Here is a 25,080-nt window from a genome sequence, read left to right on the forward strand (position 1 = left end):
GTCAGCTCACCACTCCGGTCATGACGGCGACGGGCACGGAGACGAAGCCCGCGAAGAGGACGAGGGCCAGGGCGTTGGCCAGGGACTTCAGCGCCCGGTCACGGCGGGCGTTGCCGGCTCCGAGGGTCTGGGCGGCGCTCCAGAACCCGTGCCGGACGTGGAGGCCGAGGGCGGCCATGGCCACGATGTAGACGGTGTTCCCGTACCAGGTGGAGAAGGTCGCGAGGACGTTCTCGTAGGGGTGGCCCGCCCAGGCGCGCTCGTTGACGGTGAGCGTGGTGAGGTCGAGCAGGTGCCAGACGATGAAGAGGCCGAGGATGATGCCGCCCCAGCGCATGGTGCGGGTCGCGTAGCTCGCACGGCGGCGCTTGTGGGCGTACTTCACCGGGCGGGCCTTGATGTCGCGGCGGCTGAGCTGGTACGCGGACACGGCGTGCGCGACGACCGCGGCGAGGAGGGCGACGCGGACGATCCACAGGGCCCACTCGTGGTGGAGGAAGGGCGAGCCGAGGGTGCGCAGCCAGTGGGCGTAGCCGTTGAACTCGTCCGCCCCGAAAAAGATCTTGAGGTTGCCGAGCATGTGCACGACGAGATAGCCGAGCATGATCAGGCCGGAGACGGCCATCACGGACTTCTTGCCGACGGAGGAGTCCCAGAGTGTGCGCGTGGTGGACGGCCGTCGACCCGTCCGCGTTGCCAGAGCCATGCCTCCGACGGTAGGGACCGAGGTCCCGAAAGGTCCAAGACATGAAGGAGCTCAAATCGATAGCGACTGCCTATGTAGGGCGTTACGCTGGGCTTATGCAGTTCCAGCAGCTCCTGTACTTCGTGGCCGTCGCCGAGACCCGGCACTTCACCCGGGCCGCGGAGCGGGTGCATGTCGCCCAGCCCTCGCTCTCCCAGCAGATCAAGGCGCTCGAACGGGAGTTGGGTGCCGAGCTCTTCAGTCGGGCGCGGGGCAACATCGCCCTCACCGACGCGGGCGAGACGCTGCTGCCGCTGGCCCGACGGATCCTGGCGGACGCGGACACCGCACGGCTGGAGGTGCAGGAACTCGCGCAGCTGCGGCGCGGGCGGGTCCGGCTGGGCGCCACCCCGAGCGTGTGCACGGGCCTGCTGCCGGACGTGCTGCGCGCCTTCCACGCCGCGCATCCGGGGATCGAGCTGCTGATCGAGGAGAGCGGTTCGCTGGACCTCGTACGGGAACTGGCGCGGGGGGCCCTGGACCTCGCCCTGATCGCGCTGCCGCTGCCACCCTCGGCTCCGGCACTGACCACGGTGGAACTGCTGACGGAGGACCTGGTGGTGGTCTCGTCGACGGAGCGGCCGGCTCCGGGCGGTGGCGGCGAGCTGACCATTCGGGGCCTGCGCGACGAGCCGATGGTGATGTTCCGGCACGGCTACGACCTGCGGGAGCTGACGGTGACGGCCTGCCGCGCGGAGGGCTTCGAGCCGGTCTTCACCGTGGAGGGCGGGGAGATGGACGCGGTCCTGGGCTTCGTGCGGGCGGGGCTCGGCATCGCGGTGGTCCCGGCGATGGTGGTGGACCGCGCCGGTCCCGGTCTGCGGGCGACCCCGCTGGCCGGGTCCCCGCTGCGCCGCACGGTGGCCCTGGCCCACCGCACGGACGTGGCTCCCCCGCGGGCCGCCCGCGAGCTGAAGCGGATGCTGGTGGGCTGACCTCCCGCGGCCGGGGCCACGGCGGCCCTGGCCCGGCGGGGGTGCGGCGGATCCATGGCGGCCGGGGGCGCGCGGGCCCCGGCTTGGCGCGTGGGCCCGGGCTTGGCGCGCGGGCGCGGGCTTGGCGCGCAGTCGCGGGCTTTGAAGCGCGAGCGTGGGCTCGGCGCGCGGGCGCGGGCTTGGCGCGCGGATCGGGCGCGGGCACGGGCCGGGCTACGGCCGGGGTATGGACAAGGCTTTGTCGAGGCCCTCGGCGAGCATCCCGAAGGCCTGGTCGGCATCGGCCACCGCGGCCGGGTATGCCTCGTCGGCGCTCCGTCCGGCTTCGATCCGCCGCCAGTTCACCCGACCCAGCTCATGGCGGACCGCCACCAGGTGCGTCGCCGCCAGGCGGGCGGCCAGCTCGGGGACCGCCTCCGCCTCGAGCCCGGCGGCGGCCAGCTCCACCTCGCGCTGGGTATAGAGGCCGACTCTGCTCTGCAGACTGGCGGTGCTGTAGACGAGCTGCTGGAAGGCCATCACGTTCGGGTGGTCGCACAGGCCGGTGATCGGATCGCGCTCGGCCAGGGCCGTCAGGAAGTGCGCGTGCACCGCGCCCACCGGCGTCCGGCCGGGGGGCCGCTCGCGCACGATGCGCGCCACCTCGTCCTGATGGTCGGCGAAGCGGTCGAGCAGCAGGTCCTCCTTGCTCGGGAAGTACCGGAAGAGGGTGGGCTTGGAGACCTCGGCCGCCGCGGCGACGTCCGCCACCGACACGGCGTCGAAGCCCCGCTCCAGGAAGAGCTCCAGCGCCGTCGCCGCCAGCCGGTGACGCGTACGGAGCTTCTTGTTCTCGCGCAGACCCGTCGTGTTCTCCATGCGCACAGCGTAGCACGGATTCGTAACCGAGTTATTTTTTTAACCGGGTTGCTTTTTCTGCCGGTAGCCGCTTTCCTTGAGACATCGACGAGGAGGGGACATCTCATGACCGACGTACTGATCACCGGATCCGGTCCCACCGGACTGACGCTCGCCTGCGACCTGGCACTGCGCGGATTCGCCGTGCGCGTCATCGACCGACGCACCGAACCGCACCACGAGTCCCGGGGCAAGGGGCTGCTGCCGGGCAGCCTCGACGTCTTCCGGGAGCTCGGCGTGCTCGACACCCTGGCGGCCACCGGCAGCGGGAGCGTGGTGCTGCGCAAGTACTTCGACGGGGAACACATCAACGACACCCCCACCGACGGCGGCCTGCTGATCGGGCAGTGGCAGATCGAAGCGGCCCTGCGCGATCGGCTCGCCGGGCTGGGGGTGCGGGTCGAGTTCGGATCGGAGCTCGCCGCAATCGCCCAGGACGAGTCCGGAGTGCGTGCCGGGCTGGCGGACGGCACCGTGATCGAGGCTCGCTATCTCGCCGGGTGCGACGGCGGGCGCAGCACCACCCGCAAGCTCCTCGGCATCCCCTTCGAGGGGAACGGCCAGGAGGAGCCCGCGATGGTCATCGGGGACGTCCGGGCGCCCGGGCTCAGCCGGGACGTCTGGCACCAGTGGTTCACCTCGGAGGGCAACGGAATGCTCCTCTGCCCCATGCCGGGGACGGACAGCTTCCAGTTGCAGGCCTCGCCGGAACGGGACGAGCGGGGCGAGCCGCTGCCGCCCTCCCTGGAGAGCTTCCAGCGGCTGTTCGACCAGCATGCCCGGGTGCCGGGCATCCGGCTCGCCGATGCCACCTGGATCTCGGCCTGGCGCGTCAACATCCGGATGGCCGCGCGGCTGAGGGAGGGCCGGGTCTTCCTCGCCGGGGATGCCGCGCACGTGCAGCCCATAGCCGGCGGGCTGGGCATGAACACCGGCATCCAGGACGCGGCCGCCCTGGCCCGGACGCTGGCCGCCGCACTCACCGGGTCCGGCAGTGAGGAGCTGCTCGACACGTACGAGGCGGAGCGGCTGCCGGTGGCGGCCGACGTCCTGGCCGACACGGCGGAGCGGTACGAGCGGGTCATGGAGGCCGTCCGGACCCCAGGGCGCGGGACGGAGGTCGGCCTGAAGCGGAGCCGGCCGCCCGCCGGAGCCTGAGCCGGCCCCGGCCGGGCCCGCGGCGGTGGCGTCAGGGGTGTCCGGGGTGTCCGGGGTGTCCGGAAGGCGTGGGCACCGCGTCCGAGAGGGAGAGGGCGTGGATGCGGTCGGGGGCTCCGGGGCGGGCGTAGTACCAGCCCTGGGCGGTGTCGCAGCCGAGGGCGCGCAGCTGGGCGGCCTGGGCTCCCGTCTCCACGCCCTCGACCGTGACGGCGAGGTCGAGGCTGTGGGCGAGGGCGACGATTCCCTCCACGATCTTGACGTCCACCGGGTTGGCGGGCTGCTGCTGCATCCCCTGGGTGAAGGAGCGGTCGAGTTTGAGGACGCTGACCGGCAGGCGCCGCAGGTTGGCGAGGTTGGAGTAGCCGGTGCCGAAGTCGTCGAGGGCGATGTCCACCCCCAGGGCGGCGAGCCGGCGCAGCGGCTCCAGGAGTTCGTCGTCGGCCCCTATCAGGGCGGATTCGGTGACCTCCAGGCACAGGGCGCCCGGGGCGAGCCCGGACTTCTCCAGCACCGCGACGGTGTCGGCGACGAGTCCCGGGTGGTGCAGCTGGGTCGGCGAGAGGTTGACGTTGACGCGCAGGGCCGAGCCGCCGTTCTGGCACTGCCAGATCCGGGCCTGGCGGACGGACTCCTCCAGCACCCAGCGGCCGAGCGGCACGATCAGCCCGGTGCGTTCGGCGAGCGGGATGAAGCGGTCCGGGCCGAGGACCCCGTACTGCGGGTGCGACCAGCGCACCAGGGCCTCGGCCCCGCGCACGGTGCCGTCGCGCATGTGGACCAGCGGCTGGTACTCGATGAAGAACTCCCCGCGTTCCAGCGCCGCCGGCAGGGCGTTGGTGAGGCCATGGCGGGTGATCGCGCGGGCGTCGGCCTCGGCGTCGGCGAATTCGAAGCGGTTGCCGCCTGCCGCCTTGGCCCGGTACATCGTGATGTCGGCGCTGCGCAGCACCTCCGCCGGGGTGCGTTCCTTGGCCGGCCCCTCGACGATCCCGATGCTGCCCCGGACCGTCAGTTCCCGGCCCTCCAGCCGGATCGGGGTGGACAGGGCGGAGAGGATGCGGACGGCGAGGTCGGTCACCTTCTGCTCGGTGTCGGGTCCGGTGGTCAGGGCGACGAACTCGTCGCCGCCGAGCCTGGCGACGACCTCGCCGGGGCCTGTCGCGCAGCTCTGCAGCCGGTCGGCGACCTCCACCAGCAGCCGGTCCCCCGCCGAGTGTCCGAGGCTGTCGTTGACCGTCTTGAAGCCGTCGAGGTCCAGGTAGCAGAGGCCGTAACGGCTGCCACCGGCGCCGCTCAGGGCCTTTTCGAGCCGCTCGAAGAACAGCGTCCGGTTGGGCAGTCCGGTGAGGGCGTCGTGGGTGGCCTCGTAGCGTAGGCGCAGGTTCAGCAACCGGCGTTCGGTGGTGTCCTCCATCAGCGCCAGCTGGTACTGCGGCTTCCCCTCGGCGTCGCGCAGCAGCGACACCGTCAGGTTGGTCCAGAGGACGGTTCCGTCGTGCCGGTAGTACGGCTTCTCCACGCGGTAGCTCTCGCGCTCCCCGCGCACCAGTTCCCCGTACATCCGCCAGACGTGGGGGGTGTCGTCGGGGTGGCCCCACTCGCTGACGTTGCGGCTGCGGACGTGGCCCTCCAGGCCACCGAACATCTGCAGGAGCGTGTCGTTGACCTCGAGGACGTTCCCGTCGAGGTCGGCGATGCCGATGCCGACGGCCGCGCCCTCGAAGACGGCCCGGAAGCGCTCCTCGCTCGCGTGCAGGGCCTGCTGGGCATCGGTGCGGGCGCTCTGCGCGGAGCGGGCGATGGCCTCCTGCTCCCGGAGGGTGCGCTCGCGCAGGGCGCGCGCGTACCCGGCCGCCATGGCGTGCTGGAGCCGGGCGCAGCGCGAGTGGTACTCGGCGGTGGCCTCCACGCCGGAGCCTTCGAGTCCGTCGGGTCCGCAGTAGAGCACCAGGTACGACTCGATCACGCCGAGCGTGCCGGCCAGGGCCTCGGGGTCGGTGCAGTGCACGGCGACGAGTTCGGCCCCGACGCGGTGCGCGACGGCGGCGTCGAAGGGCCGGGCGTGCAGGGCCTCGGTGAGCGTGCGGGTGAGCGGCACCAAGTGCCGCTCGAACTCGGTGCGGGTGAGCGAGGTCGCCGTGACCGGGAAGATCGCCCGGCCCCAGATGGTCGCGAAGCGGGCGATCCGGTCCTCGATGCCGCCGTGCGGCGTCGCGGCGGCGCCGCCGGCCGCTGCCGGTGCCGCCACTGCGGCCGGTGGGGCGGCGGGCGCCGCGACGGCGTCCGGTGCGCCCGCGGTCTGTGCCGGAAGTCTCACGCCTTGCGTCCCACTCCGCCGAAGCCCGAAAAGGCATAGGGGTCTTCCGGTGTCTCGTCCTCCGCCTGGCCGCCGGATCCGTCCGGCCGCCAGTCGGGCATCGAGACCAGTCCGGGCTCCAGCAGCTCGAAGCCGTCGAAGAACCGGCCGATCTGCTCGCCGGTGCGCATGACGAGGGGGTTGCGGATGTTGCGGTAGACGTCGACGACGCCGCCCGCGACCTCCTCCCTGAGCGGGATCCCCTCGTACGAGGCGTGCGTGAGGATCAGCAGGCTGCCGGGGGCCAGCGCGTCGCGCAGTGCGGCGACGGCGGCGTACGGCTCGTCGGCGTCCTCGAGGAAGTGCAGGACGGCGACGAGCAGGAGGGCGACCGGGCGGTCGAGGTCGATCAGCCGACCGACCTCGGGGGCGGCCAGGATCTCCTTCGGCTTGCGCAGGTCGGCGGCGACGATGTCGGTGCGGTCGTCCTCGCCGAGGACGGCGCGGCTGTGCGCGACGGCCACGGGGTCGTGGTCGACGTAGACCACGCGCGCCTCGGGGCTGGCGGCCTGGGCGACCTCGTGGACATTGCCGAAGGTGGGGATGCCGGAGCCGATGTCGAGGAACTGCGTGACGCCCTCGGCGACGGCGTGCCGGACGGCGCGGCGCATGAATGCCCGGTTCGCCTGCATGATCTTGGGCAGTCCCGGCATGAATTCCATGGCGCGTCGGGCCGCCCGGCGGTCGACCTCGAAATTGTGGGACCCGCCCAGGTAGTAATCGTAGATGCGGGACACGCTCGGCACCGATATGTCGATGCCTGGCGGGGCCCAGGCCGGGCGCTCCATCGAGGTCTCCAAGCGTTGTTCCTGCGGTGGTCGGTCCGAGGTCGGACTCCTGTCCGAGCCGAATGTACTGATCATTTCCCAACAGGGCGAGCAAAAGCGGAAATTGGCGATCCGTTCTTCGTCACACACCAAAGGTGCCCACCGTGCCCCGGGGGTCGAATGACCGGTACCGACAAATCCCTTTTGGGAATTGACCGGTGCGTGATCGGGATCGCCTCGGGACCGGCCACAACTGGCTCAAACCTTTCTGGTCACGGCTCCACCCGTTCAGGCGAACCGGGGGCCGAGCCTCGCGTGCGCGGGCGCGCGCGGGCCCATGCTCCCGGGGTGAACAGAGCCTGTGCCCATCGTCTGCTGGCGGTCCCGGTCCTGCTGTGGGCGGCCTTGTCCGCCACTCCGGCCGTGGCTGATAGCTGCGCCTACGCGACCACCTGTTCCGGGGACGGCGCGAGCGCCACCGCGGTGTTCGCGGTGGCCGGCGGCGGCGGCCGCGGAGGCGGCCCGGGTGGCGGACATCACGGCGACGACCGCGGCTCCGGCCACGGCAGGGGCCGTGGCGGGAACCACGACGGGGGCCGTCACAGCGGCCCTCATTGCCCACCGCCACCGCCCCCTCCACCGTGCCCGCCGAAGCCACCGCCCCCTCCTCCGCCACCTCCGCCACCTCCACCGCCTCCCCCTCCTCCGCCACCACCGCCGCCCCCTCCGCCACCGCCCAAGCCCACGCCCGCCCCGCCCCCGAAGCCCACGCCGCCGCCTCCGCCGCCCAAGCCGGCGCCCCAACCCGTACCCAAGCCCGTCCTGCCCCCGCCGCCCCCGCCGAAACCGGCGCCCCCACCGCCCCGCGCGGTCACGGCGCCCGCACCGCCCCCGCCCGCCCCCGTGGTGACACCGCCACCACCGAAGGCGGTGGCCCGCCCGGCGTACCACGCACCGGCCCGCAAACCGGCCGAGCACCACATCTCGCCGGTGACCTTCACCCTGCTGACCGCGGCTCCCGCGGTGCTCGCGATCGTCGCGCTGCGCCCGCGCTGACCCGCCCCACCTGAAACCGATCGGGAGTCATCTTGTCGGAATGGCTCGTCCTGTCCCTCGCGATGGCCGCGGCGTGTGCCGTGGTGCTGTCCATCGCCTTCTTCAACCACCGCAGGATCGGCGAGGACGACGATCCGAACGAAACCCCGGACGTCATCGAATACATGACGATGATGATCGGCGTGATCTACGCGATCGTGCTGGGCCTGGCGATCGCCGGTGTCTGGGAGGGCCGCGGCGCCGCCCAGGAGTACGTGCGCCAGGAGGCGCAGGCCCTGCACGAGATCAGTGTCCGCTCCGAGGTCTACCCGGCCGAGGTGCGCAAGAAGGTCCGGTCCGACGTCGACGCGTACGTGACGTACGTGGTGGACACCGAGTGGAAGGAGATGGCCGACCACGGCGACCTCACGGACCGCGGCGGGGAGCTGCTGGAACGTATCCGCCGGGACGTCACCGACTACGAGCCGCAGACCGACCACGAGGGGCAGGCGTACCAGCCGCTGGTCGACCAGGTCGCGGTGGTGGACGACGCCCGCAGTGCGCGCGGTCAGAGCGCCGGGGCCACCATGCCGGGGGTCGTGTGGTTCGGGCTGATCGCGGGCGCCCTGGTGACGGTGGGCCTGATCTTCACACTGCAGATCAGGCGGTCGTTCCGGGAGCTGCTGCTGGCCGGCCTGTTCAGTGCGCTGATCGCGTTCCTGCTGTTCCTGATCTGGGACTTCGACGCGCCCTTCGGGCGGGGCATCGCGGCCACCGCCGAGCCCTTCCTCGAGCAGTTCCCGCACCTGGACCTCGGAGGCTGACGGCCGCCCGGCAAACCGGGGACGGGCCTCCCGTCCCCGGTTCGGCCTACGGCCATGCCCCATTCGCCCGTTCCTGATCGCGGGCCACCGCCCCCGGACCTAGCGTGGCGGACATCGAGGCGCACGACCCCCCACGTGCGGAAACCGTTCCGCGGCTGCTCCTCGGGGATCCGGAGACTCAAGCATGGGTGCGATACGCAGCTCCGCCACCATCCTGCTCAGCGCCGGCGCAACGGCCGCCGTACTCGCGCTCGGCGCACTCGGCGCGTCCGCCGCCACCTCGGCCCGGGCCGGGGTCGGGGCGCGCCAGATCACCTCGTTCGGCTTCACGCTCACCCCCTCCACCGTGGCCCCGGGCGGCCAGACGGTGCTCGCGGTCAGCGGCTGCGACTCCGCCTACTCCACCGCTTCCTCCGGGGTCTTCGACACCGTGAGCATCGCGCGCGGGCAGACCGTGCGGGTCACCGTGGACCGGGACGCCCGGCCCGGGGCCGTCTACTCCGTCTCCTTCACCTGCAACGGGGAGACCGGCTCCGCCGACCTGACCATCGCCGGCGGCACGACCCGGCCTACCACCAGTTCCACGCGGACCACCACCGCCACGGCCCCGCGGGCCGCCGCGCCCACGAACGCCACGGTCGCCGGCGGCGTCCGCGGCGGCCTCGGAGGCAGTGTGGCCGGCATGGATCCCGTGGAGTTCGGCGCGGGCGCCGGCCTCTTCCTCACCGCAGCGGGCGGCGCCGCGTACGCGCTGCGCCGCAGGGGCTCCGGCCGCGACCACTGAAGAGCCCGCCCGTGTTCCCCGCCGCCGCCGCTCGCCCCGGGCCCGGGCGAGGGCTGGGGGCGACCGGCGGCCGCGGGGAACACGGGCGGGGCACTCACCCGGCCGGAAGGGCGTCCGGTCAGGCCCGGCTGCGGAGCGGCCGGCGGCGGCGCACCACATGGGCCCCCGCGCCGAGCGCCGCGGCGCCGACGAGTCCCGCGCCGATGGCGGTCTCGGCGGCGGACGGGCCGAAGGACCCGCCGATGCCGCCCTGCGAGGGGTTGCCTTCCAGGATCGTGAAGCGGTGCGTGGCGACCAGGCTGCTGTCGTTGCACCGGACCGACAGCGTGTGGTGGCCGGGCGACGCGTGGTTGAAGATCCGGACGTTCGCGAAGCCGATCGACCCGGCGGACAGGTTGGCCGGCGGAAAGTTCCCCGGCGAGGAGACGGTACCGCCGTGTCCGCAGCCCGAGGCGCTCACCTGCATCGTGGCTCCCTGATGCACGGCGTACGGGTTGACCGAGATGTTGCTGGGACCGCCGTTCCCGCCCTGACCACCACCGGGGTTCTGGTTCGCGGAGGCGAACGGGACACTGAGGCCGATCGCGGCGCAGGCTGCCGCCGTCACGGTAAGAGCGCGCAAGACACGCATGGTGGAACCTCCAGCGGGAAGCGCCCCGGAGCGTCGGCCCCGGATGATCGACGAGAACGCCTCCCACGTCGAACCCTCCGATCGCCCCGCAAGCTCCGCATTTCCGGCTTTGGGCCGCCCGGTTGAGCGACACGCCGAAGCGCGGACGGTGCGGCTGACGGATCCGCAGGTCACGACCCGTCAGGCATTTATGTGACGATTACCTGGATGGACGCACCTCTTCCGGCCCCCTCCGGGGCCGCGGCCACCCGTTCGCACCTCCCCCCCTCGCCGTCCCGCCCGGCCGCCCTTAGCGTGCGTGAAGTAGGGCGTACAGGGGCGGGACAGGAACGCGGGTCGGGACCCCCGCGTCGGGAAGGGAGAACGATGGGCGAGGACGAGACCGGGCAGTCACGCAAACGCTCACCGTGGGGCGTACTCGCCCTGGTCATGCTCACCGGCCTCGCCATGGTGCGGAACGGCGTGGACATCGGCGGGGGACCGCCCCAGCCCGCCGCGGCCGCGGCGGTGGCGGTGACGGCCGACCAGCTGCCGGCGAACCCGCCGGCGCCGGCCGCGGGCATGGAGGTGCTGGACCACTCGTCGGTGCAGCGCATCAAAATCCCCACGATCAACGTGGACGCGCCGGTGATGACGGTCGGGCTGGACGCGGAGGGCTGGATCGACGCCCCGCCGCCGCAGGACCGCAATCTCGCCGGCTGGTACCTCAACGGCATCTCGCCGGGCCAGCGCGGCTCGGCGGTGATCGTGGGGCACGTGGACAACGCGCAGGGCCCGGCGGTCTTCTACGGCCTGGGCTCCCTCAGGCAGGGCAACCGCATCGAGGTGGAGCGCTACGACGGGCGCACGGCCGTGTTCGAGGTCTACGGCGTGGAGGTGTTCTCCAAGGAGGCCTTCCCCGGAGCCCGGGTGTACGGGGACACCGGGCACCCGGAACTCCGGGTGATCACGTGCGGCGGCGGTTACTCGAAGGCCCGCGGCTACGACGGCAACGTGGTCGTCTTCGCCCGCATGGTGGAGACCCGCTGAGCGCTCGTCCGCGCCCATGGCGAAGGCCCGCTGAGCGCTCGTCCGCGCCCATGACGGAGGCCCGCTGCGCGCTCGCCCGCGTGCATGGTGGAGGCCGTTGAGTGCTCGCCCCCATCGTGCACGCCCGCTGCGCCGTCGCCCCGCCGGGCAGCGGGCCGCTCAGCGTGGCGGCAGCTTCGGAAGCGTCATCCGGTAGCCCCGCGCCAGCAGTTGGGGCAGGTAGGAGGAGATCGCCTGGACGCTCTGCGAGCGGTCGCCGCCCGCGTCGTGCGACAGGACGATCACGCCGGGGCCCGCGCCGCCGAGGACCCGCGAGATGATCGTGCCCGTCCCGGGCTCCTTCCAGTCCAGGGTGTCCACGGTCCAGGCGAGCGGCTCCATGCCCAGCTCGGCCCCGATCTCGAAGGCTGCCCGGTTCCATGCCCCGTACGGCGCCCGGAACCACACCGGCGCCTCGCCGACGGTCTGCCGCACGACCTCGCTCGTGCGGCCGATCTCGGAGGCGAGGGCGGGCCGGCTGAGCTTGGGGATGAGCGGATGGGTCCAGGTGTGATTGCCGATGACGTGCCCTTCGGCGACCATCCGGCGCAGCAGGTCGGGGTTCTCCGCGGCCATCTCCCCGCAGACGAAGAACATGGCGCGTACGCCGTACCGGGCGAGGGTGTCGAGGATGCCCGGGGTGTAACGGGGGTCGGGGCCGTCGTCGAAGGTGAGCACCATGGCGCTCGCGGTGCTCGCGTCGGCAGGGAGTTCCAGGATGGGCCGGGTCCGGACGGCCGGCTTCACGGCGGCGGGCCGTGCGGGGGCGTCGGAGGTCATGGGCCGCAGCCGGTAGGCCTTCTCGGGCAGCCCCTGGGGGAAGGCGGCCCCGGGTGCTCCGGCCGCGGGATTCGGCCCGGGCCCGGCGGCGCCCGGCGCACCGCCCGCGCTACCCGCACCACCCGCACCACCCGCCGTGGGGATACCGGGCGTTCCGCCCTCGCCGCCCGAGGAAACCAGTCCGGCGGCGGCCGCGACTCCGAGGAGGACGGCGGTACGCAGGAGCGCGCGCCGCCCTACTGTCGGCTCGTCATTTTTCATTATTACTACGTATCAACGACATCGCCGCAGATGTCGAGAGGCGCGGACGCGCCTCCTCCCGGTCACCCACCCGGACCAGCCGGGCGGCCGGTCAGCCGCGCCGCACGAGGGGGAACGGGAGCGTCTCGCGGATCGTCAGGCCCGTGAGGAACATGACCAGGCGGTCCACGCCGATGCCCAGGCCGCCGGTCGGCGGCATCGCGTACTCCAGCGCGTCCAGGAAGTCGTTGTCGAGCTCCATGGCCTCCGGGTCGCCGCCCGCCGCGAGCAGGGACTGGGCGGTGAGCCGACGTCGCTGCTCGACGGGGTCGGTCAGCTCCGAGTAGGCGGTGCCCAGTTCGGTTCCGAAGGCGACCAGGTCCCAGCGCTCGGCGAGCCGCGGGTCCTTGCGGTGCTGGCGGGTGAGCGGGGACACGTCGGTGGGGAAGTCCTTGTAGAAGGTGGGCAGTGCGGTCTTCTCCTCCACCAGTCGTTCGTACATCTCCAGGACCACGTCGCCGCGGGAGTCCTCGGGGGCGTGCGGCACGCCGGCCCGGTCGCACAGTCTGCGCAGTACGGGTTCCGCGGTGTCGGCGTCGACCTCCTCGCCGAGGGCCTCGCTGATGGCCCCGTACATGGTCTTGACCGGCCAGGTCCCGGAGATGTCGTGGACGACGAGCTTCCCGTCCGGTCCTGCCTTGTGGGCGATCGGGGAGCCGAAGGCGGCGGTGGCGGCGCCCTGGATCAGCTCGCGCGTGAGGTCGAGCATGACGTCGTAGTCGGCGAAGGCCTGGTAGGCCTCCAACATCGTGAACTCGGGATTGTGCTTGTAGGAGACGCCTTCGTTGCGGAAGGTGCGGCCCATCTCGAAGACCTTCTCCATGCCGCCTACGCAGAGCCGCTTGAGGTACAGCTCGGGTGCGATGCGCAGGTACAGGTCGAGGTCGTAGGCGTTGATGTGGGTGCGGAAGGGCCGGGCGTTGGCGCCGCCGTGGATCTGCTGGAGCATCGGGGTCTCGACCTCCAGGTAGCCGCGCTCCAGCAGCCCCTGGCGCAGGGCCTGGACGGCGCTGGACCGGGCCCGTACGACGTCGCGTGCCTCGGGGCTCGCGACGAGGTCGAGGTAGCGGCGCCGGACCCGGGCCTCGGGGTCGGCGAGTCCCTTGCGCTTGTCGGGCAGTGGGCGCAGGCACTTGCCGGTGAGCTGCCAGGAGCGGACGACGAGGGAGGGCTCGCCGGCCTTGCTGGCCCCGGCCTCGCCGCTGACCAGGACGTGGTCGCCGAAGTCGACCTGGGAGGTGAAGGAGTCCAGCACCTCGCTCCCGGACTCGTCGCGGGTGAGCATCAGCTGCATGTCGCCGGACCAGTCGCGCAGGACGGCGAAGACCACGCCGCCGAGGTCGCGTACGACCATCACGCGCCCGGCGAGGGTGGCCTGTTCGCCCGACCGGGCGCCCGGCGCGAGGCCGGGGAGGGCGGCCTTCAGCTGGGCGACGGTGTGGGTGCGCGGGCGGATTCCCACCGGGTAGGGGTCGGTGCCGGCCGCCCGGAGGCGTTCCAGTTTGGCGTGGCGGACGCGGACCTGCTCGGGCAGCCGCTCGGCGGGGGCGAGTCCCTCGCCCCCCTCCCCCACGGCGTCGAGGCCCAGGGAGTCGATGGAGGGCAGCCCCTCGGTGGTGGCGGGGTTGGTGAGTCCCCTGGGGTGGCCGTTGCCCCACAGGGTGCGCAGGCTGGGGACGGAGACGAAGCCCTCGGCGATGCCGGAGGCGAGGCTGACCCGGGCGAGCGAGCCGGCGTCCTGGTAGCAGAGGAAGCGCGGGTACCACTCGGGGCCGTACTTGACGTTCGAGCGGTACAGCGCCTCCAGCTGCCACCAGCGGGAGAAGAACAGCAGCAGCCTGCGCCACAGCTTCAGGACGGGTCCGGCGCCGATCCGGCCGCCCTCCTCGAAGGCGGAGCGGAAGACGGCGAAGTTCAGGGAGATCCGGCGGACGCCCAGGCCGGGGGCCGCGGCGCACAGCTGGGCCACCATGAACTCCATGACGCCGTTCGGGGCGGCGCGGTCGCGGCGCATGAGGTCGAGGGAGATGCCGTCCCTGCCCCAGGGGACGAAGGAGAGCAGGGCGATCAGTTCGCCCTGTGCGTCGAAGGCCTCGACCAGCAGGCAGTCCCCGTCGGCGCGGTCGCCGAGCCGGTCCAGGGCCATGGAGAAGCCGCGTTCGGTCTCGGTGTCCCGCCAGCGGTCGGCCCGGTCGACGATGGTCTGCATCTCGTCCTCGGAGAGGGCCGAGTGGCGGCGGATGAGGGTGGTGGCGCCGGTCCGCCTGACCCGGTTGACGGCCTGCCGGGTGACGCGCATGTCCCGGCCGTCGAGGTCGAAGTGGGCGACGTGCAGGATGGCCTCGTCGCCGAGCTGGAGGGCGCTGAGCCCGGAGCGGGCGTAGGCGGTGGCGCCGTCCTCGGAGGCGCCCATGACGGCGGGCTGCCAGCCGTAGCGGCGGGCCACGCCCAGCCAGGCGTCGACGGCCGGGGTCCAGGCGGCGGGGTCGCCCACCGGGTCCCCGCTGGCGAGGCAGACGCCGGCCTCGACGCGGTAGGTGACGGCGGCCTTGCCGTTGGGGGCGAAGACGACGGCCTTGTCGCGCCGGGTGGCGAAGTAGCCGAGGGAGTCGTTGCGCCCGTAGGCGCCGAGGAGGGCGCGGATGCGGAGCTCCTCGTCCCCGTGCAGGGCGGCGGTCAGCCGCTGCGAGCGGAAGAGGGTGGCGGCCGCGTTCAGCAGGGCGAGGGCGCCGAAGAGGCCGAGCAGGAAGTACAGCGGGCGGGGCGGGCTGCCGTCGAACTGACGGGCCGAGAAGAGGCCGCCGAAGACCTCCTTGGCGGCCCAGTCCAGCCACTGGCCCTTGGGGAGCGTGCCGGGGAAGAGGGCGACGAGTCCCCAGCCGACGAGGACGGCGGCGAGCAGGCCGAGGCCCAGCACGAGCAGGGCGTGCCACAGGGCCCCGGGCCGGGAGGCGGCGTAGAACTCGTGGCGGGCGGCGATCAGCACGGCCGTCGCGGCGACGGCGATGGCCATGGAGGGGACGCCGATCCAGTAGTCGCCGACGGCCATGTCCAGTACGTCGTCGAGCATCAGCAGGGCCAGATAGGTGATGACGATCCACCAGGCGACCTTCTTGCGGGTGCCGAGGGCCGCGGCGAGGAGGAAGAGGAACACGGCGTAGGCGAGGTTCGCGCTGACCGGTACGACGATCAGGTCGAGGAAGCGCACGACGTGGCGCAGGAGCCGCCGCAGCGTCGGGGAGAGCGAGAGCAGCGCGCACAGCAGGCCGAGCGCGCCGAAGAACGCGCCGAACCCGTCGGGCACCCGGTTCAGGAAGCGGTTCCGGGTCCCGCGCGTCTCCTCCACGGTGGCACTCATGGTTCGCACTGTAGGGAGGGCCGGGCGGGTGCGCGCGCCGAGCGGAACGGGGCATCGCCTAACCTCGGCAGGGTGACGGAGCACGTGAACACGGGATTCGAACGCGGTACCGACGGACCGAAGGTGATCCTCGCCGGGGTCGACGGGTCCGACTCCTCGCTGCGGGCGGCGGCCTACGCGGCGGGGCTGGCCCGGCGGCAGAACGCGCTGCTGGCGCTGGTGTACGTCCAGCCGGTGATCCCGGCCGGGGCTGCCCTGGGGGCGCCGGTGGCCGACACCACCGGGGAGATCGCGGAGGGGCTGGTGTCCGAGATCCGCGAGTCCGCGGAGCGGCTCAAGGGCATCTACGAGGTGCGCTGGCAGTTCCACACGTTCCGCGGCGACCCGTACGCGGGGCTGGTGAGCGCGGCGGAGGAGCTGATGGCGGACGCGGTGGTGGTCGGCGCGTCCGAGCAGGCGGGCCACCGCATCGTGGGCTCGGTGGCGATCCGCCTGGTCCGGGCGGGCCGCTGGCCGGTGACCGTCGTCCCGTAGCGCTAGGGGGCGAGGGTGAGGCCGTCCTTGGCGGCGCCGCGGCTGAGGACGGCCTCGATGATCTCGTCCCGGGCGCTCTCGTGGTCCTCGCGGTCGGAGGGCCGTGCGAGGTTGACGACCCGGCCGGCGGACAGGTCCATCATCTGCGGCACGAACTCGGCCTTGGTGACCTGCCAGCGCTGCCCCTCGGCGGCGGGCGGGGCGAAGGTGAAGCGGCCGATGGAACCGTAGTTGCCCCGCATGTCCCGGGCGCCCGTGTAGTTGAACATCTCGCCCGCGACCTGGTCGCCCATGCCGTAGATGATCCAGGTCCCGTTGACCTTCTCGTAGGGCTGCGGGATGTGGGCGTGCGTTCCGAGGATCAGATCGATGTCCGGCCGGCCGCCGGTCTGGGAGGCGGTCAGCGCCTTGCCGAGCGAGAGCTGGGTCTCGTCCGGCTCGGTCTGCCACTCCGTGCCCCAGTGCACGCTCACCAGCACCACGTCCGCGCCCGCCTTCCGGGCGGCCCGGGCATCCGCGATGATCTTGTCCTGCTTCATGAGGTTGACCGCCCAGGGCTGGCCCTCGGGCAGGGGGTAGCCGTTGGTGTCGTACGTGTACGCGAGGTGCGCGACCTTGGCGGAGCCCGCCGTGTACGTGGTCACCGCGGCCGCCTCGGCCGCCGTACGGGCCGAGCCGGCGTGCTTCAGTCCGACCTTGTCGAAGCGGTCCAGGGTGCGGCGCAGCCCCGCGGCCCCGTCGTCGAGGGTGTGGTTCGAGGCCGTCGAGCAGCCGTCGTACCCGGCGTCCTTCAGCCCGTCGGCGACCTCCGGCGGGGACTTGAAGGCCGGGTAGCCGGAGAACGGGCCGCCCTCCTCCCCGTAGATGGTCTCCATGTGGCAGAGGGCCAGGTCGGCTGCGGAGACCACGGGTTTGACGCCGGAGAACATCGGCCTGAAGTCGTACCCGTCGCCGTCCGCGTCGTTCGCCGCGCGCTGGATGACGGAGGTGTGCGGCAGCACGTCTCCGCTCGCGATCAGGGTGAAGCCCTGGCCGGCCGGGGCACCGGGGGCGCTGGAGGGGGCCCGGCCGGCGCTCTCTCCGAGGCGGGCGGGTGGGGGGCCGCCGGTGCCGGAGCATCCGGCGGCGGCCGCGGACAGGAGGAGCGCCGACAGGAGGGCGACCGCCTGGGGCCGGGTGCGCTTGGTCATCTGCCCAGCTCTCATTGATACGACTATCTGATATCTGATCACCTGCAATCCATAGAAGTGGACGCCGCAAGTCAAGGACCGGATCCGTATCCGGACACCGGGCCCACCCCAACGGCGGACACCGGCGGCGCCTGCTGCCGTTCGCCGCGCCGTTCGACCGTTCACCGCCCGGCACGGCCGCCCGGCGGACGACCCGGGTGCTTGGGCGCATCGCCCGGGCGGGACGGTTCCCGGAGGGCTCCCCGCAGGTCAGGGTGGACGAGACGGCTCCGCCACGGACCCGTACGGACCCCCTGTCGGAGCCCCACGCACCTCGGAAGGAGCCCCTCGTGCCGCTCTCCCCCGCCCTCCCGCACACGGACCCCGAGGCGCTGGCCGAACTCCAGCGCGACCACGGGCGGGCCCTGTTCGGTTTCCTGCTCGGTCTCACCGCCGGTGACGCCCAGCGCGCGGAGGACCTCGTACAGGAGACGCTCGTACGGGTCTGGCAGCACCCGGAGGCCCTGGCGAGCGGGCACGAGTCGATGCGGCCGTGGCTGTTCACGGTGGCCCGGCGGCTCGCCATCGACGCCCGCCGGGCCCGGCTGTCACGGCCGCTGGAGGTGGACGCGGAGGGGCTGGAGCAGGCGCCGGCGCCCGAGGACGCGGTGGCCGGCTCGGTCACGGCGATCGACGTCCGGCGGGCCGTGGGGTCCCTGGGGCAGGAGCACCGCGAGGTGCTGATGCAGGTCTACTTCCGGGACCGGTCGGTCGCGGAGGCCGCCGCGGAGCTCGGCATCCCGGCCGGTACCGTCAAGTCCCGTACCCACTACGCCCTTCGCGCCCTCCGCAAGGGACTCCAGGGGTACGGCTACGGCCTCGGAGCCTGAGGCTCCGGCACGCGGGAACATCGGGGCAAGGGAACCGGGAACGCCGTGAAGGGGCGCGGACCGGACAAAAAACGCACGGAATCGGGCATCAGAGCGTCCAAGTTGCGTAAACATCCCCCGCCCGGTGAGCCGCTCGGTGAAGGCTCGGGCCGACGACGACGGGATGCTCGACGCGTGGGAGAAGGTGGAACGGTGCAGCCCGAGGGTACGAACGGCACCAGTGACGGCGGGCTCGCGGTGCCCATGGCCTGGCTCTACGCCGAGTACATCGCGGACGAACTGCTGCGTACCGGCCGGCTGATCCCGGTCAGCACCCTGGAGTTCCGGGCCGGACGCGACACGCTCGCCCTGACGATCTACCTCTCGGACGCCGCCGGCGAGCTCTCCGGGATCCGCGTGGTCTCGCAGCTCGACGAGTGGATGTCACTGACGGCGTACGGACACCCCTGGCGCGACTGGGTCCACACGCGCTTCCTCGCGCTGGGCGAGGAGGCCCGGGAGCGCGGCCGCGGCGAGGACCCCGACCTGGAGCTGGCCCGGGCGGCCTGGCGCTGGCTGGACCGGACCGAGCTCTTCGCCACCAACCTCGACCCGGGGCGCCACGGCCACGCCGACACCCCGCCGGGACTGGACGAGAACGCGCGGGTGTGGACCCCCGCCTGGCAGCTCGGACTGCCGCTGGGCAACCTGGCGATGCACCTGTTCTGACGCCCCTACGAGGACCGTTCGCCCGGGTCGGTCACCAGGCCGGTGAAATCGGCCTCGTTGCGCTCCGCCCGGGTGACGTACCACCGGGCGATGAGCCACATCACCGGATACACCAGCACTCCGAGCGCCACCCACACCAGCGGCCCCGACGCGGCCCTCGGCAGCGCGAACAACAGCGGCAGCGTCCCGACCAGCACCACGAGCGCGGCCAGCGCCCCCAGCCCGGCGCGCAGCTGACTGCGCATCAGTGCCCGTACGTAGGTGGCCCCGAGGGTGGTGTGCTCGGAGATCTCCGAACGGGCCGGGGCGTGCGCGGGCGGCCGGCGGCGGGCGCCCCGGGACACCCCGGTGACGATCTCGCGCCGGGGCGGCGACTGCGGCTGCTCCTCGGCCATGGCGTGGGAGTCTACGCAGCGCCCGGCTATTTGAGGAGCCGCGAAAGCCGCCGGTCGGCCAGCGGCTTGCCGCCGGTCTGGCAGGTGGGGCAGTACTGCAGCGAGGAGTCCGCGAAGGACACCGAGCGGACGGTGTCCCCGCACACCGGGCACGGCTCCCCGTCCCGGCCGTGCACGCGCAGCCCGGACTTCTTCTCGGCCTTGAGCGCACCGGCGGCCACGCCGTGCGCCCGGGCGACGGCCTCGCCCAGGGTGGCGCGCACGGCCTCGTAGAGGTGGGTCACCTGGTCGTCGTCGAACGAGGCGGCCAGCTTGAAGGGGGAGACCTTCGCCGCGTGCAGGATCTCGTCGCTGTACGCGTTGCCGATGCCCGCGATGACGCTCTGGTCGCGCAGCACGCCCTTGATCTGCCGCCGCTCCCCGGCGAGGAGCGCGGCGAAGGCGTCCCGGTCGAAGTCCGCGGCCAGCGGGTCGGGCCCGAGGCGGGCGATGCCGGGGACCTCCTGGGGGTCGTGGACCACGTAGACGGCGAGGCGCTTCTGGGTCCCGGCCTCGGTGAGGTCGAAGCCGCCGCCGCCCTCCAGTACGACCCGCAGCGCGAGCGGCCCCTTGCCGGGGCGCGGCGGCTGCGGGGGCAGGGTGTCCTGCCAGCGCAGCCAGCCGGCCCGGGCCAGGTGGGTGACGAGGTGGAGCTCGCCGATCCGCAGGGCCAGGAACTTGCCGTACCGGGCGGTGGCACCGGCCGGCTGCCCTTCGAGAGCGGACAGCGGCGGATCGTACGTCTTGAGCACGCTGACGGCGAGCGGGAGGACGCGCTCGACCACCCGCCCGGTGAGGTGCTCGTCGAGGTACTCCCGCAGGGCCTCGACCTCCGGCAGCTCCGGCATGGGTCCAGCCTGCCGCCGCCTCAGGCGAAACGCGAGCTGGACACGGGGCCCGGGGACGCGACCCGGTCGCGGGGCGCCGAGAGCCAGCCGGTGCGGACCGCCGTCACGAACGCCCGGAAGGCCTCGTCCGGGTCGGCCGGGGTCGCGCCGTCGCCGCCGTCCGGGGCCGGGTCGGCCCTCGCGATCTCGCCGGCGATCTCCTCCTCGGGCCGGTCGTCGTCCTGCCACGGCGGGGCGACGTACTGGCAGAGCAGCGCGCTGGAGTCGGCGCTCACCGCGGGCGGGTCGGTCCAGCAGGTGGCGTGCTCGTGGAGGATCTGGCCGTCGGCGCGCTCGCGCAGGGTGGCGACGAGTTCCTGGTCGGACGCGTTCAGGTCGTAGGCGACGACGAGGGTGTCGGCACGGTTCGGTTCGTACGGGACGGCGGGCAGCCCGAGCAGCCGGGCGGCGGCGAGCCCGAGGATCCGGTCGGACCGGCCGGGAAGCAGCGAGACGGTCGCGGGGGCGCGCTCGGCGGCCTCCAGCGCGAGCGCGAGCCGGGCCAGGCCGCGGCGGCACTGTTCGGGGCTGTCGCCGAGGTAGGCGTACCGGCCCGTCATCCCCGCGTCCCAGCCGTACGGGGAGAGGGTGCCGAGGAGGCCGCCGGTCAGGCCGTAGTGCCAGCCGCGCAGGTCGGCAGGGCCGAGGGGGTCGGGGTGTCCCGCCGTGGCCTGGGCCCTGCGGGACTGGCCGCTGCGCAGCACCTGGCGCGCCTGGCGCTTGCGCGCGCCCGACCACTGCGGGTCCTCGGGCGCGGGGAGGCCGAGCAGCAGCCCCTCCGCGGTGTCCAGGTCCCCGGCGAGCAGGGTGTGGTGGACCAGCAGGTACGTCTCGGGCCAGGCGGGCAGCCGGTCGCCGCGGCCGGAGAGCAGCGCGGCGGCCTCCGCGTGCCGGTGCTCGTCCTCCAGGGCGGAGACCAGCTCGGCGAGGAGCGGCCGCGAGTCGGGGAGCAGCCGGAGCGCCTCGCGCAGGGGCGCGACGGCGAGGAAGGCGACGCCCCGCTCCACGCAGGCGTAGCCGAAGTCGTAGAGGGCCTGCGGTTCGTCGGCCCGCTCGGCGGCGGACCCGGCGGCCTCGGCGAGGTCGTCGAAGCCGGCGGTCTCGGCCAGGGCCATGACGGCTTCGGCGAGTTCGGCGAGGGGAAGGGTCTCCGCACGGGGGCGAAGCGAACGTACGGCTCCGGGCAGATCCCCTGCCGTCAGGAGCCGGCGGACGTCATCCATGGCGATAGTCATCGACGCTGATCCTCACGGACCGGGCGCCGCCCCGCAACGCACTTTCCCCGCCCGGCGCCCCCACCCGCCCCGCCGGGAACTCAGCCCATGACGAACTCGCACCACACGCACTTGCCGCCGCCGCGCGGTTCCACGCCCCAGACGTCCGCCAGCCGGTCCACCAGCATCAGGCCCCGTCCCGAGACCCCCGCCTCCCCCGCCTCGCGCCGCCGGGGCAGCGCGCTGGAGCGGTCCTCGACCTCCACCCGCAGGCGGCGCTCGTGTCCCGCCAGGACCCGCAGGGTGACGATCGCCGGGCCGTCGGTGTGCATCAGGGCGTTCACGATCAGCTCGTCCGCGACCAGCTCGATCTCGTCGGACCGCTCCCGCGCGCCCCACGCCCGTACCGCCGCCCCGATCATGTGGCGGGCCGCCACCAGGGCCTCGGGGTCGCCCGGTGCCACGTGCTGCTGCAGGCGGCTGCCGGCCTGCGGGGCGGCCGCCACCTCGCGGCGCAGCAGGAGCAGCGCCATGTCGTCGTTCCCACCCCGGTCGTCGGCGACCTCGCAGAGCCGGTCCGCCAGGAACTGCAGGTCCGACGGGCCGCTGCGGATCTGGGAGGCCAGCAGCCGGATGCCGTCGTCGAGGTCGGCGCCGGGCTGTTCCACCAGGCCGTCGGTGCAGAGCAGGAGCGTTTCTCCCGGGTCCAGTTCCACCGTGGTCACCGGGTACTCGAGCCGGCCGAACTCGGCCGAGAGGCCGAGTGGCATCCCGCCCTCCACCGGGAGCCGGCGGCTGTCCCCGTCGCGGGTGCGCAGCAGGGGGTCGATGTGGCCCGCCCGTACCAGCTGGAGGACGCCTGTCGAGAGGTCGGCCTCCACGTAGGTGCAGGTGGCGAAGCGGTCCGTGTCCAGCTCGTGCAGGAAGACGGAGGCCCGTGCCATGACCGTGCCGGGCGAGTGCCCTTCGGCCGCGTAGGCGCGCAGGACGATCCGCAGCTGGCCCATGACCGCGGCCGCGTGCGTGTCGTGGCCCTGTACGTCGCCGATGACGGCGCCGACCCGGCCGCCCGGCAGCGGGATGACGTCGTACCAGTCGCCGCCGATGTCCCGGCCCATCCGGGCGGATCGGTACCGTACGGCGATCTCCCCGCCGGGCACCGACGGGATCCGCCTCGGCAGCATGGCCTGCTGCAGGCCCTCGGCGAGGTCGTGCTCCTGCTCCAGCAGCATGGCCCGCTGGAGGCTCTGCGCGATGCTGCTGCCGAGTGCGACGAGGAGGTTGCGTTCCTCCTGGGTGAAGCCGTCCTTGTCCTGGTAGAGCAGTCCGATCGCGCCGATGGGGCGGGCCTGGGCGATGAGCGGCAGGTAGGCGGCCGCCGAGATCCGCATGTACGAGATCTTCGCCCAGAGCTCGGGATAACCCTCGGCGAACTCCTCCGCCGAGTCGAGGAAGCGCGGCTGGAGCGAGCGGACGACCTCGCTCATCGGGTACTGCTCGTCGACGCGGGTGTAGCGGGTGCCGGGGACGAAACTGTCCTGGGGGCCCTCGGCCACGAGGTGGATGCGCCCGGCCTCGACGAGGCCCATCACCATGCCCATGGAGCCGAGCCGCTCCAGGCCGTGGGCGTCGCCGATGACGTCGATGACGTCCCGTACGGTCCTGGCGTGTGCGAGGGCGGCGGTGGTGGACTCGACGACGGACGTCTGGCGGCGCCGTTCCTCGTCCAGGCCCAGGCGCTCCGCCGAGTGGCTGAGCTCGTCGGTCGCGTCGCGGACGATGCCGATGATCCGGTACGGCCGCCCGTCCGGGCCGCGCATGACGCGGCCCTGGGTGTGCGTCCAGCGCAGCCGCCCGTCGTGACAGCGGATGCGGAAGTAGGCCCCGTAGCTGTCCTCCTTGCTCTTGAGCGCGGAGGAGACGAGGGCGTCGAGGCGCGTCGACTCGGTGGCCGGGACGCGCGGGGAGAGGGACTCGGGCCGGCCGTCGTACTCGTCGGGGGTCGTGTCGAAGACGTCCAGGGCCGCTTCGTCCATGTGCATGAGACCGGTCACGAGGTCCCAGTCGAAACTGCCCATGCGGTTCAGCGAGAGCGACCGGTCCGGGTGTGCGGGCCAGTCGTCCGGCAGCGATACGGTGGTCGGCACCGATCCACCATGACACACCGGCCGGTCAGGCGCTCTCCAGCGAATGGCTCGGGTCCGAGCTCCCCTCCGAGGGCTCCGGCTGCAGGTCCGGACGGGTGTGGGGGTCCGTGTACGGGTCGGTGTACGGGTCCCCGTACGGCTCGGTGTACGGGTCCAGCGGGGGCGGCATCGACCCGTCGGGCTCGGGCACGAGACCCGGGTCGTCCGGGTTCGGCTGCGTCAGGTCGAACGGGAGGTCCGAGGGGAGGTCCGAGGGCACGCCGCCGCCCGGCAGGTCGGAGGGGACGTCCGAGGGAGCGTCCGGGCGCGGCTGCTGCGGCCGGGGGACGCCGTCCGAGGGCGAGCCCGGGTTCTGCGGCACGCCGGGACTCCGCGGCGGGTTCTCGCCCTGGGGGTTCTGCGGCGTCTGCGGGGCCGATCCGGTCGGCTGGCAGTCCTGCGCGCCACCGGCCTGGTCGCTCGGGCACGCCTGGGACGAGGCGGGCCCGGACGGGGTGAGGGGGCCCGTCGGAATCCCGTCGGCGGGGTCGAAGCGGGGCAGCGCGCGCGGGGGCCGGTCCTGGGCCCCGTCGTCGCCCCGCTTGCGTTCGATCCAGGTGTTGTCGGCGACGTTGACGATCACCAGGTTGTCGATCACGTGGGTGGTGGGTTCCACGACGATGACCTGGTTCGGCTGGTAGCCGCTCCACGGGTCGCCCTTGTGCACCGGGGACCCCTTGGCGGCGAGCGGGGAGGCCAGCGGGTTCCCGCAGCCGCAGCGCACCCGGGGCATGCCGTGCTCGTCGACGAGGACGGCGGTGCCCGCCTGCAGGACGGACTGGAAGCCGTCGGCCCGGCCGTCGCGGAAGGCGTGGTTGGTGACCCTGGTGTCGGCGCGCAGCACGACGGGGGTCAGGCCGCGCAGGAACTCGGGGATGCTCGCCTGTTCGATGTCCGCGGCCTGGGCGAAGGCGCGGGCCTTGGCGTTGTCGGTGGTCAGGAAGCGGACCTGCTGTTCCACGTCGCAGCTGCCGAGCCGCTGGGTGCCGCCGTACAGGCCGGGAGTGGCCGCGTTGACCGTGCGGATGCCCTGTCCGGTCGGGTTGGCCAGCGGGGGCTGGACGGGGGCGGACTCGGCGGTGGCCGAGGAGGCGGTGAAGGGGTCGGGGCCGGCGGAGGCCACGGGCTGGAGGTAGACCTCCTGGCTCTCGGGGCCGGGGGCGCTCTTGGGTTCCTCGGCGCCGCCGCAGCCCGCGGCGAACAGCCCGAGGAGGGCCAAGAGGGCGGCGCCGGCCGGTAGGTGACGGCCCGACGTCTGACGAGGTGTCGGAACTGACGGTGCGTGCACGTGGATCTCCCTTTTCGCCCCGGTTGCTCCCTCCTGTCTGCCGCATGTGCGCGAGAGCCGCAACCGGAGGCCGTCTTGAACATGTTCAAGGAAGGTCGTAAGGTCATCACCATGAGTTGAACGCGTTCA

At 73.1% G+C, this 25,080-nt stretch carries 22 protein-coding genes; 9 read left to right on the plus strand and 13 right to left on the minus strand.

Going from position 1 to position 25,080, the window contains the following annotated elements; all coding sequences use genetic code 11:
* Nucleotide 1 precedes the first annotated feature (1 nt).
* Entirely contained in the window at nt 2-706 is a 705-nt protein-coding gene (locus tag ACZ6JT_RS04340) for a succinate dehydrogenase (protein ID WP_469207028.1), read from the minus strand.
* A 95-nt stretch (nt 707-801) separates the two neighbouring features.
* On the opposite strand from ACZ6JT_RS04340, the gene ACZ6JT_RS04345 reads away from it, so the two are divergent.
* Nucleotides 802-1,680 (plus strand): LysR family transcriptional regulator, encoded by an 879-nt coding sequence (locus ACZ6JT_RS04345; RefSeq protein WP_030723146.1) that lies wholly within the window; start codon nt 802-804, stop codon nt 1,678-1,680.
* Nucleotides 1,681-1,893: 213 nt separating this feature from the next.
* Here ACZ6JT_RS04345 and ACZ6JT_RS04350 read toward each other — a convergent pair whose 3' ends face one another.
* Nucleotides 1,894-2,538, minus strand: a complete 645-nt coding sequence (locus ACZ6JT_RS04350) for a TetR family transcriptional regulator (RefSeq protein WP_469207030.1) — start codon at nt 2,536-2,538, stop codon at nt 1,894-1,896.
* A gap of 105 nt (nt 2,539-2,643) precedes the next feature.
* On the opposite strand from ACZ6JT_RS04350, the gene ACZ6JT_RS04355 reads away from it, so the two are divergent.
* Nucleotides 2,644-3,735: an FAD-dependent monooxygenase gene (locus ACZ6JT_RS04355; RefSeq protein ID WP_469207032.1), complete on the plus strand. Its 1,092-nt coding sequence runs from the start codon at nt 2,644-2,646 to the stop codon at nt 3,733-3,735.
* 31 nt (nt 3,736-3,766) lie between these two features.
* Here ACZ6JT_RS04355 and ACZ6JT_RS04360 read toward each other — a convergent pair whose 3' ends face one another.
* Together ACZ6JT_RS04360 and ACZ6JT_RS04365 are read right to left on the minus strand one after the other, a co-directional pair.
* The gene (locus tag ACZ6JT_RS04360; protein WP_469208183.1) at nt 3,767-5,986 is read right to left on the minus strand and encodes a putative bifunctional diguanylate cyclase/phosphodiesterase; all 2,220 of its coding nucleotides are present in this window, start codon (nt 5,984-5,986) and stop codon (nt 3,767-3,769) included.
* A 65-nt stretch (nt 5,987-6,051) separates the two neighbouring features.
* Nucleotides 6,052-6,882: an SAM-dependent methyltransferase gene (locus ACZ6JT_RS04365; protein WP_469208185.1), complete on the minus strand. Its 831-nt coding sequence runs from the start codon at nt 6,880-6,882 to the stop codon at nt 6,052-6,054.
* 909 nt (nt 6,883-7,791) lie between these two features.
* On the opposite strand from ACZ6JT_RS04365, the gene ACZ6JT_RS04370 reads away from it, so the two are divergent.
* The 3 genes from ACZ6JT_RS04370 (at nt 7,792) to ACZ6JT_RS04380 (ending at nt 9,504) form a co-directional block, all read left to right on the plus strand.
* Complete coding sequence (locus ACZ6JT_RS04370; RefSeq protein ID WP_469207034.1) at nt 7,792-7,917, plus strand: hypothetical protein; 126 nt, start codon at nt 7,792-7,794, stop codon at nt 7,915-7,917.
* Nucleotides 7,918-7,949: 32 nt separating this feature from the next.
* Entirely contained in the window at nt 7,950-8,720 is a 771-nt protein-coding gene (locus ACZ6JT_RS04375) for a bestrophin-like domain (RefSeq protein WP_469207036.1), read from the plus strand.
* Between the two features lie 184 nt (nt 8,721-8,904).
* Nucleotides 8,905-9,504, plus strand: coding sequence for a hypothetical protein (locus ACZ6JT_RS04380; RefSeq protein WP_469207038.1), 600 nt, complete (start codon nt 8,905-8,907; stop codon nt 9,502-9,504).
* Between the two features lie 118 nt (nt 9,505-9,622).
* On the opposite strand, the gene ACZ6JT_RS04385 is transcribed toward ACZ6JT_RS04380, so the two are convergent.
* Entirely contained in the window at nt 9,623-10,135 is a 513-nt protein-coding gene (locus tag ACZ6JT_RS04385; protein ID WP_469207040.1) for a hypothetical protein, read from the minus strand.
* Nucleotides 10,136-10,501: 366 nt separating this feature from the next.
* Between ACZ6JT_RS04385 and ACZ6JT_RS04390 the strand changes: the two genes are divergently transcribed.
* Nucleotides 10,502-11,164, plus strand: a complete 663-nt coding sequence (locus ACZ6JT_RS04390; protein ID WP_469207042.1) for a class F sortase — start codon at nt 10,502-10,504, stop codon at nt 11,162-11,164.
* Between the two features lie 159 nt (nt 11,165-11,323).
* Here the strand turns inward: ACZ6JT_RS04390 and ACZ6JT_RS04395 are convergent, their stop codons facing one another.
* Entirely contained in the window at nt 11,324-12,244 is a 921-nt protein-coding gene (locus tag ACZ6JT_RS04395; RefSeq protein WP_469207044.1) for a polysaccharide deacetylase family protein, read from the minus strand.
* Between the two features lie 91 nt (nt 12,245-12,335).
* Nucleotides 12,336-15,641 (minus strand): bifunctional lysylphosphatidylglycerol synthetase/lysine--tRNA ligase LysX, encoded by a 3,306-nt coding sequence (gene lysX / locus ACZ6JT_RS04400; protein WP_469207046.1) that lies wholly within the window; start codon nt 15,639-15,641, stop codon nt 12,336-12,338.
* A 72-nt stretch (nt 15,642-15,713) separates the two neighbouring features.
* Between lysX and ACZ6JT_RS04405 the strand changes: the two genes are divergently transcribed.
* Nucleotides 15,714-16,175 (plus strand): universal stress protein, encoded by a 462-nt coding sequence (locus ACZ6JT_RS04405; RefSeq protein WP_469207048.1) that lies wholly within the window; start codon nt 15,714-15,716, stop codon nt 16,173-16,175.
* Nucleotides 16,176-16,177: 2 nt separating this feature from the next.
* Here the strand turns inward: ACZ6JT_RS04405 and ACZ6JT_RS04410 are convergent, their stop codons facing one another.
* Nucleotides 16,178-17,365: a CapA family protein gene (locus tag ACZ6JT_RS04410; protein ID WP_469207050.1), complete on the minus strand. Its 1,188-nt coding sequence runs from the start codon at nt 17,363-17,365 to the stop codon at nt 16,178-16,180.
* A gap of 329 nt (nt 17,366-17,694) precedes the next feature.
* Here ACZ6JT_RS04410 and ACZ6JT_RS04415 point away from each other — a divergent pair, with 329 nt between their 5' ends.
* Nucleotides 17,695-18,234, plus strand: a complete 540-nt coding sequence (locus ACZ6JT_RS04415) for a sigma-70 family RNA polymerase sigma factor (protein ID WP_030717505.1) — start codon at nt 17,695-17,697, stop codon at nt 18,232-18,234.
* Nucleotides 18,235-18,477: 243 nt separating this feature from the next.
* On the plus strand, nt 18,478-18,942 hold the full coding sequence (locus tag ACZ6JT_RS04420) for a hypothetical protein (RefSeq protein ID WP_469208186.1): 465 nt from the start codon (nt 18,478-18,480) through the stop codon (nt 18,940-18,942).
* Nucleotides 18,943-18,947: 5 nt separating this feature from the next.
* Here the strand turns inward: ACZ6JT_RS04420 and ACZ6JT_RS04425 are convergent, their stop codons facing one another.
* From ACZ6JT_RS04425 to ACZ6JT_RS04445, 5 genes are all read right to left on the minus strand, one after another.
* On the minus strand, nt 18,948-19,337 hold the full coding sequence (locus ACZ6JT_RS04425; protein ID WP_469207052.1) for a DUF485 domain-containing protein: 390 nt from the start codon (nt 19,335-19,337) through the stop codon (nt 18,948-18,950).
* A 26-nt stretch (nt 19,338-19,363) separates the two neighbouring features.
* Complete coding sequence (locus ACZ6JT_RS04430) at nt 19,364-20,224, minus strand: Fpg/Nei family DNA glycosylase (protein ID WP_469207054.1); 861 nt, start codon at nt 20,222-20,224, stop codon at nt 19,364-19,366.
* Between the two features lie 20 nt (nt 20,225-20,244).
* Nucleotides 20,245-21,498, minus strand: coding sequence for a hypothetical protein (locus ACZ6JT_RS04435; protein ID WP_469207056.1), 1,254 nt, complete (start codon nt 21,496-21,498; stop codon nt 20,245-20,247).
* 80 nt (nt 21,499-21,578) lie between these two features.
* Nucleotides 21,579-23,642 (minus strand): SpoIIE family protein phosphatase, encoded by a 2,064-nt coding sequence (locus ACZ6JT_RS04440; protein WP_469207058.1) that lies wholly within the window; start codon nt 23,640-23,642, stop codon nt 21,579-21,581.
* A gap of 7 nt (nt 23,643-23,649) precedes the next feature.
* Nucleotides 23,650-24,882: a DUF6777 domain-containing protein gene (locus ACZ6JT_RS04445; RefSeq protein ID WP_469207060.1), complete on the minus strand. Its 1,233-nt coding sequence runs from the start codon at nt 24,880-24,882 to the stop codon at nt 23,650-23,652.
* Nucleotides 24,883-25,080: the final 198 nt, after the last annotated feature.

Source organism: Streptomyces sp. NPDC046308 (genome assembly GCF_055588065.1).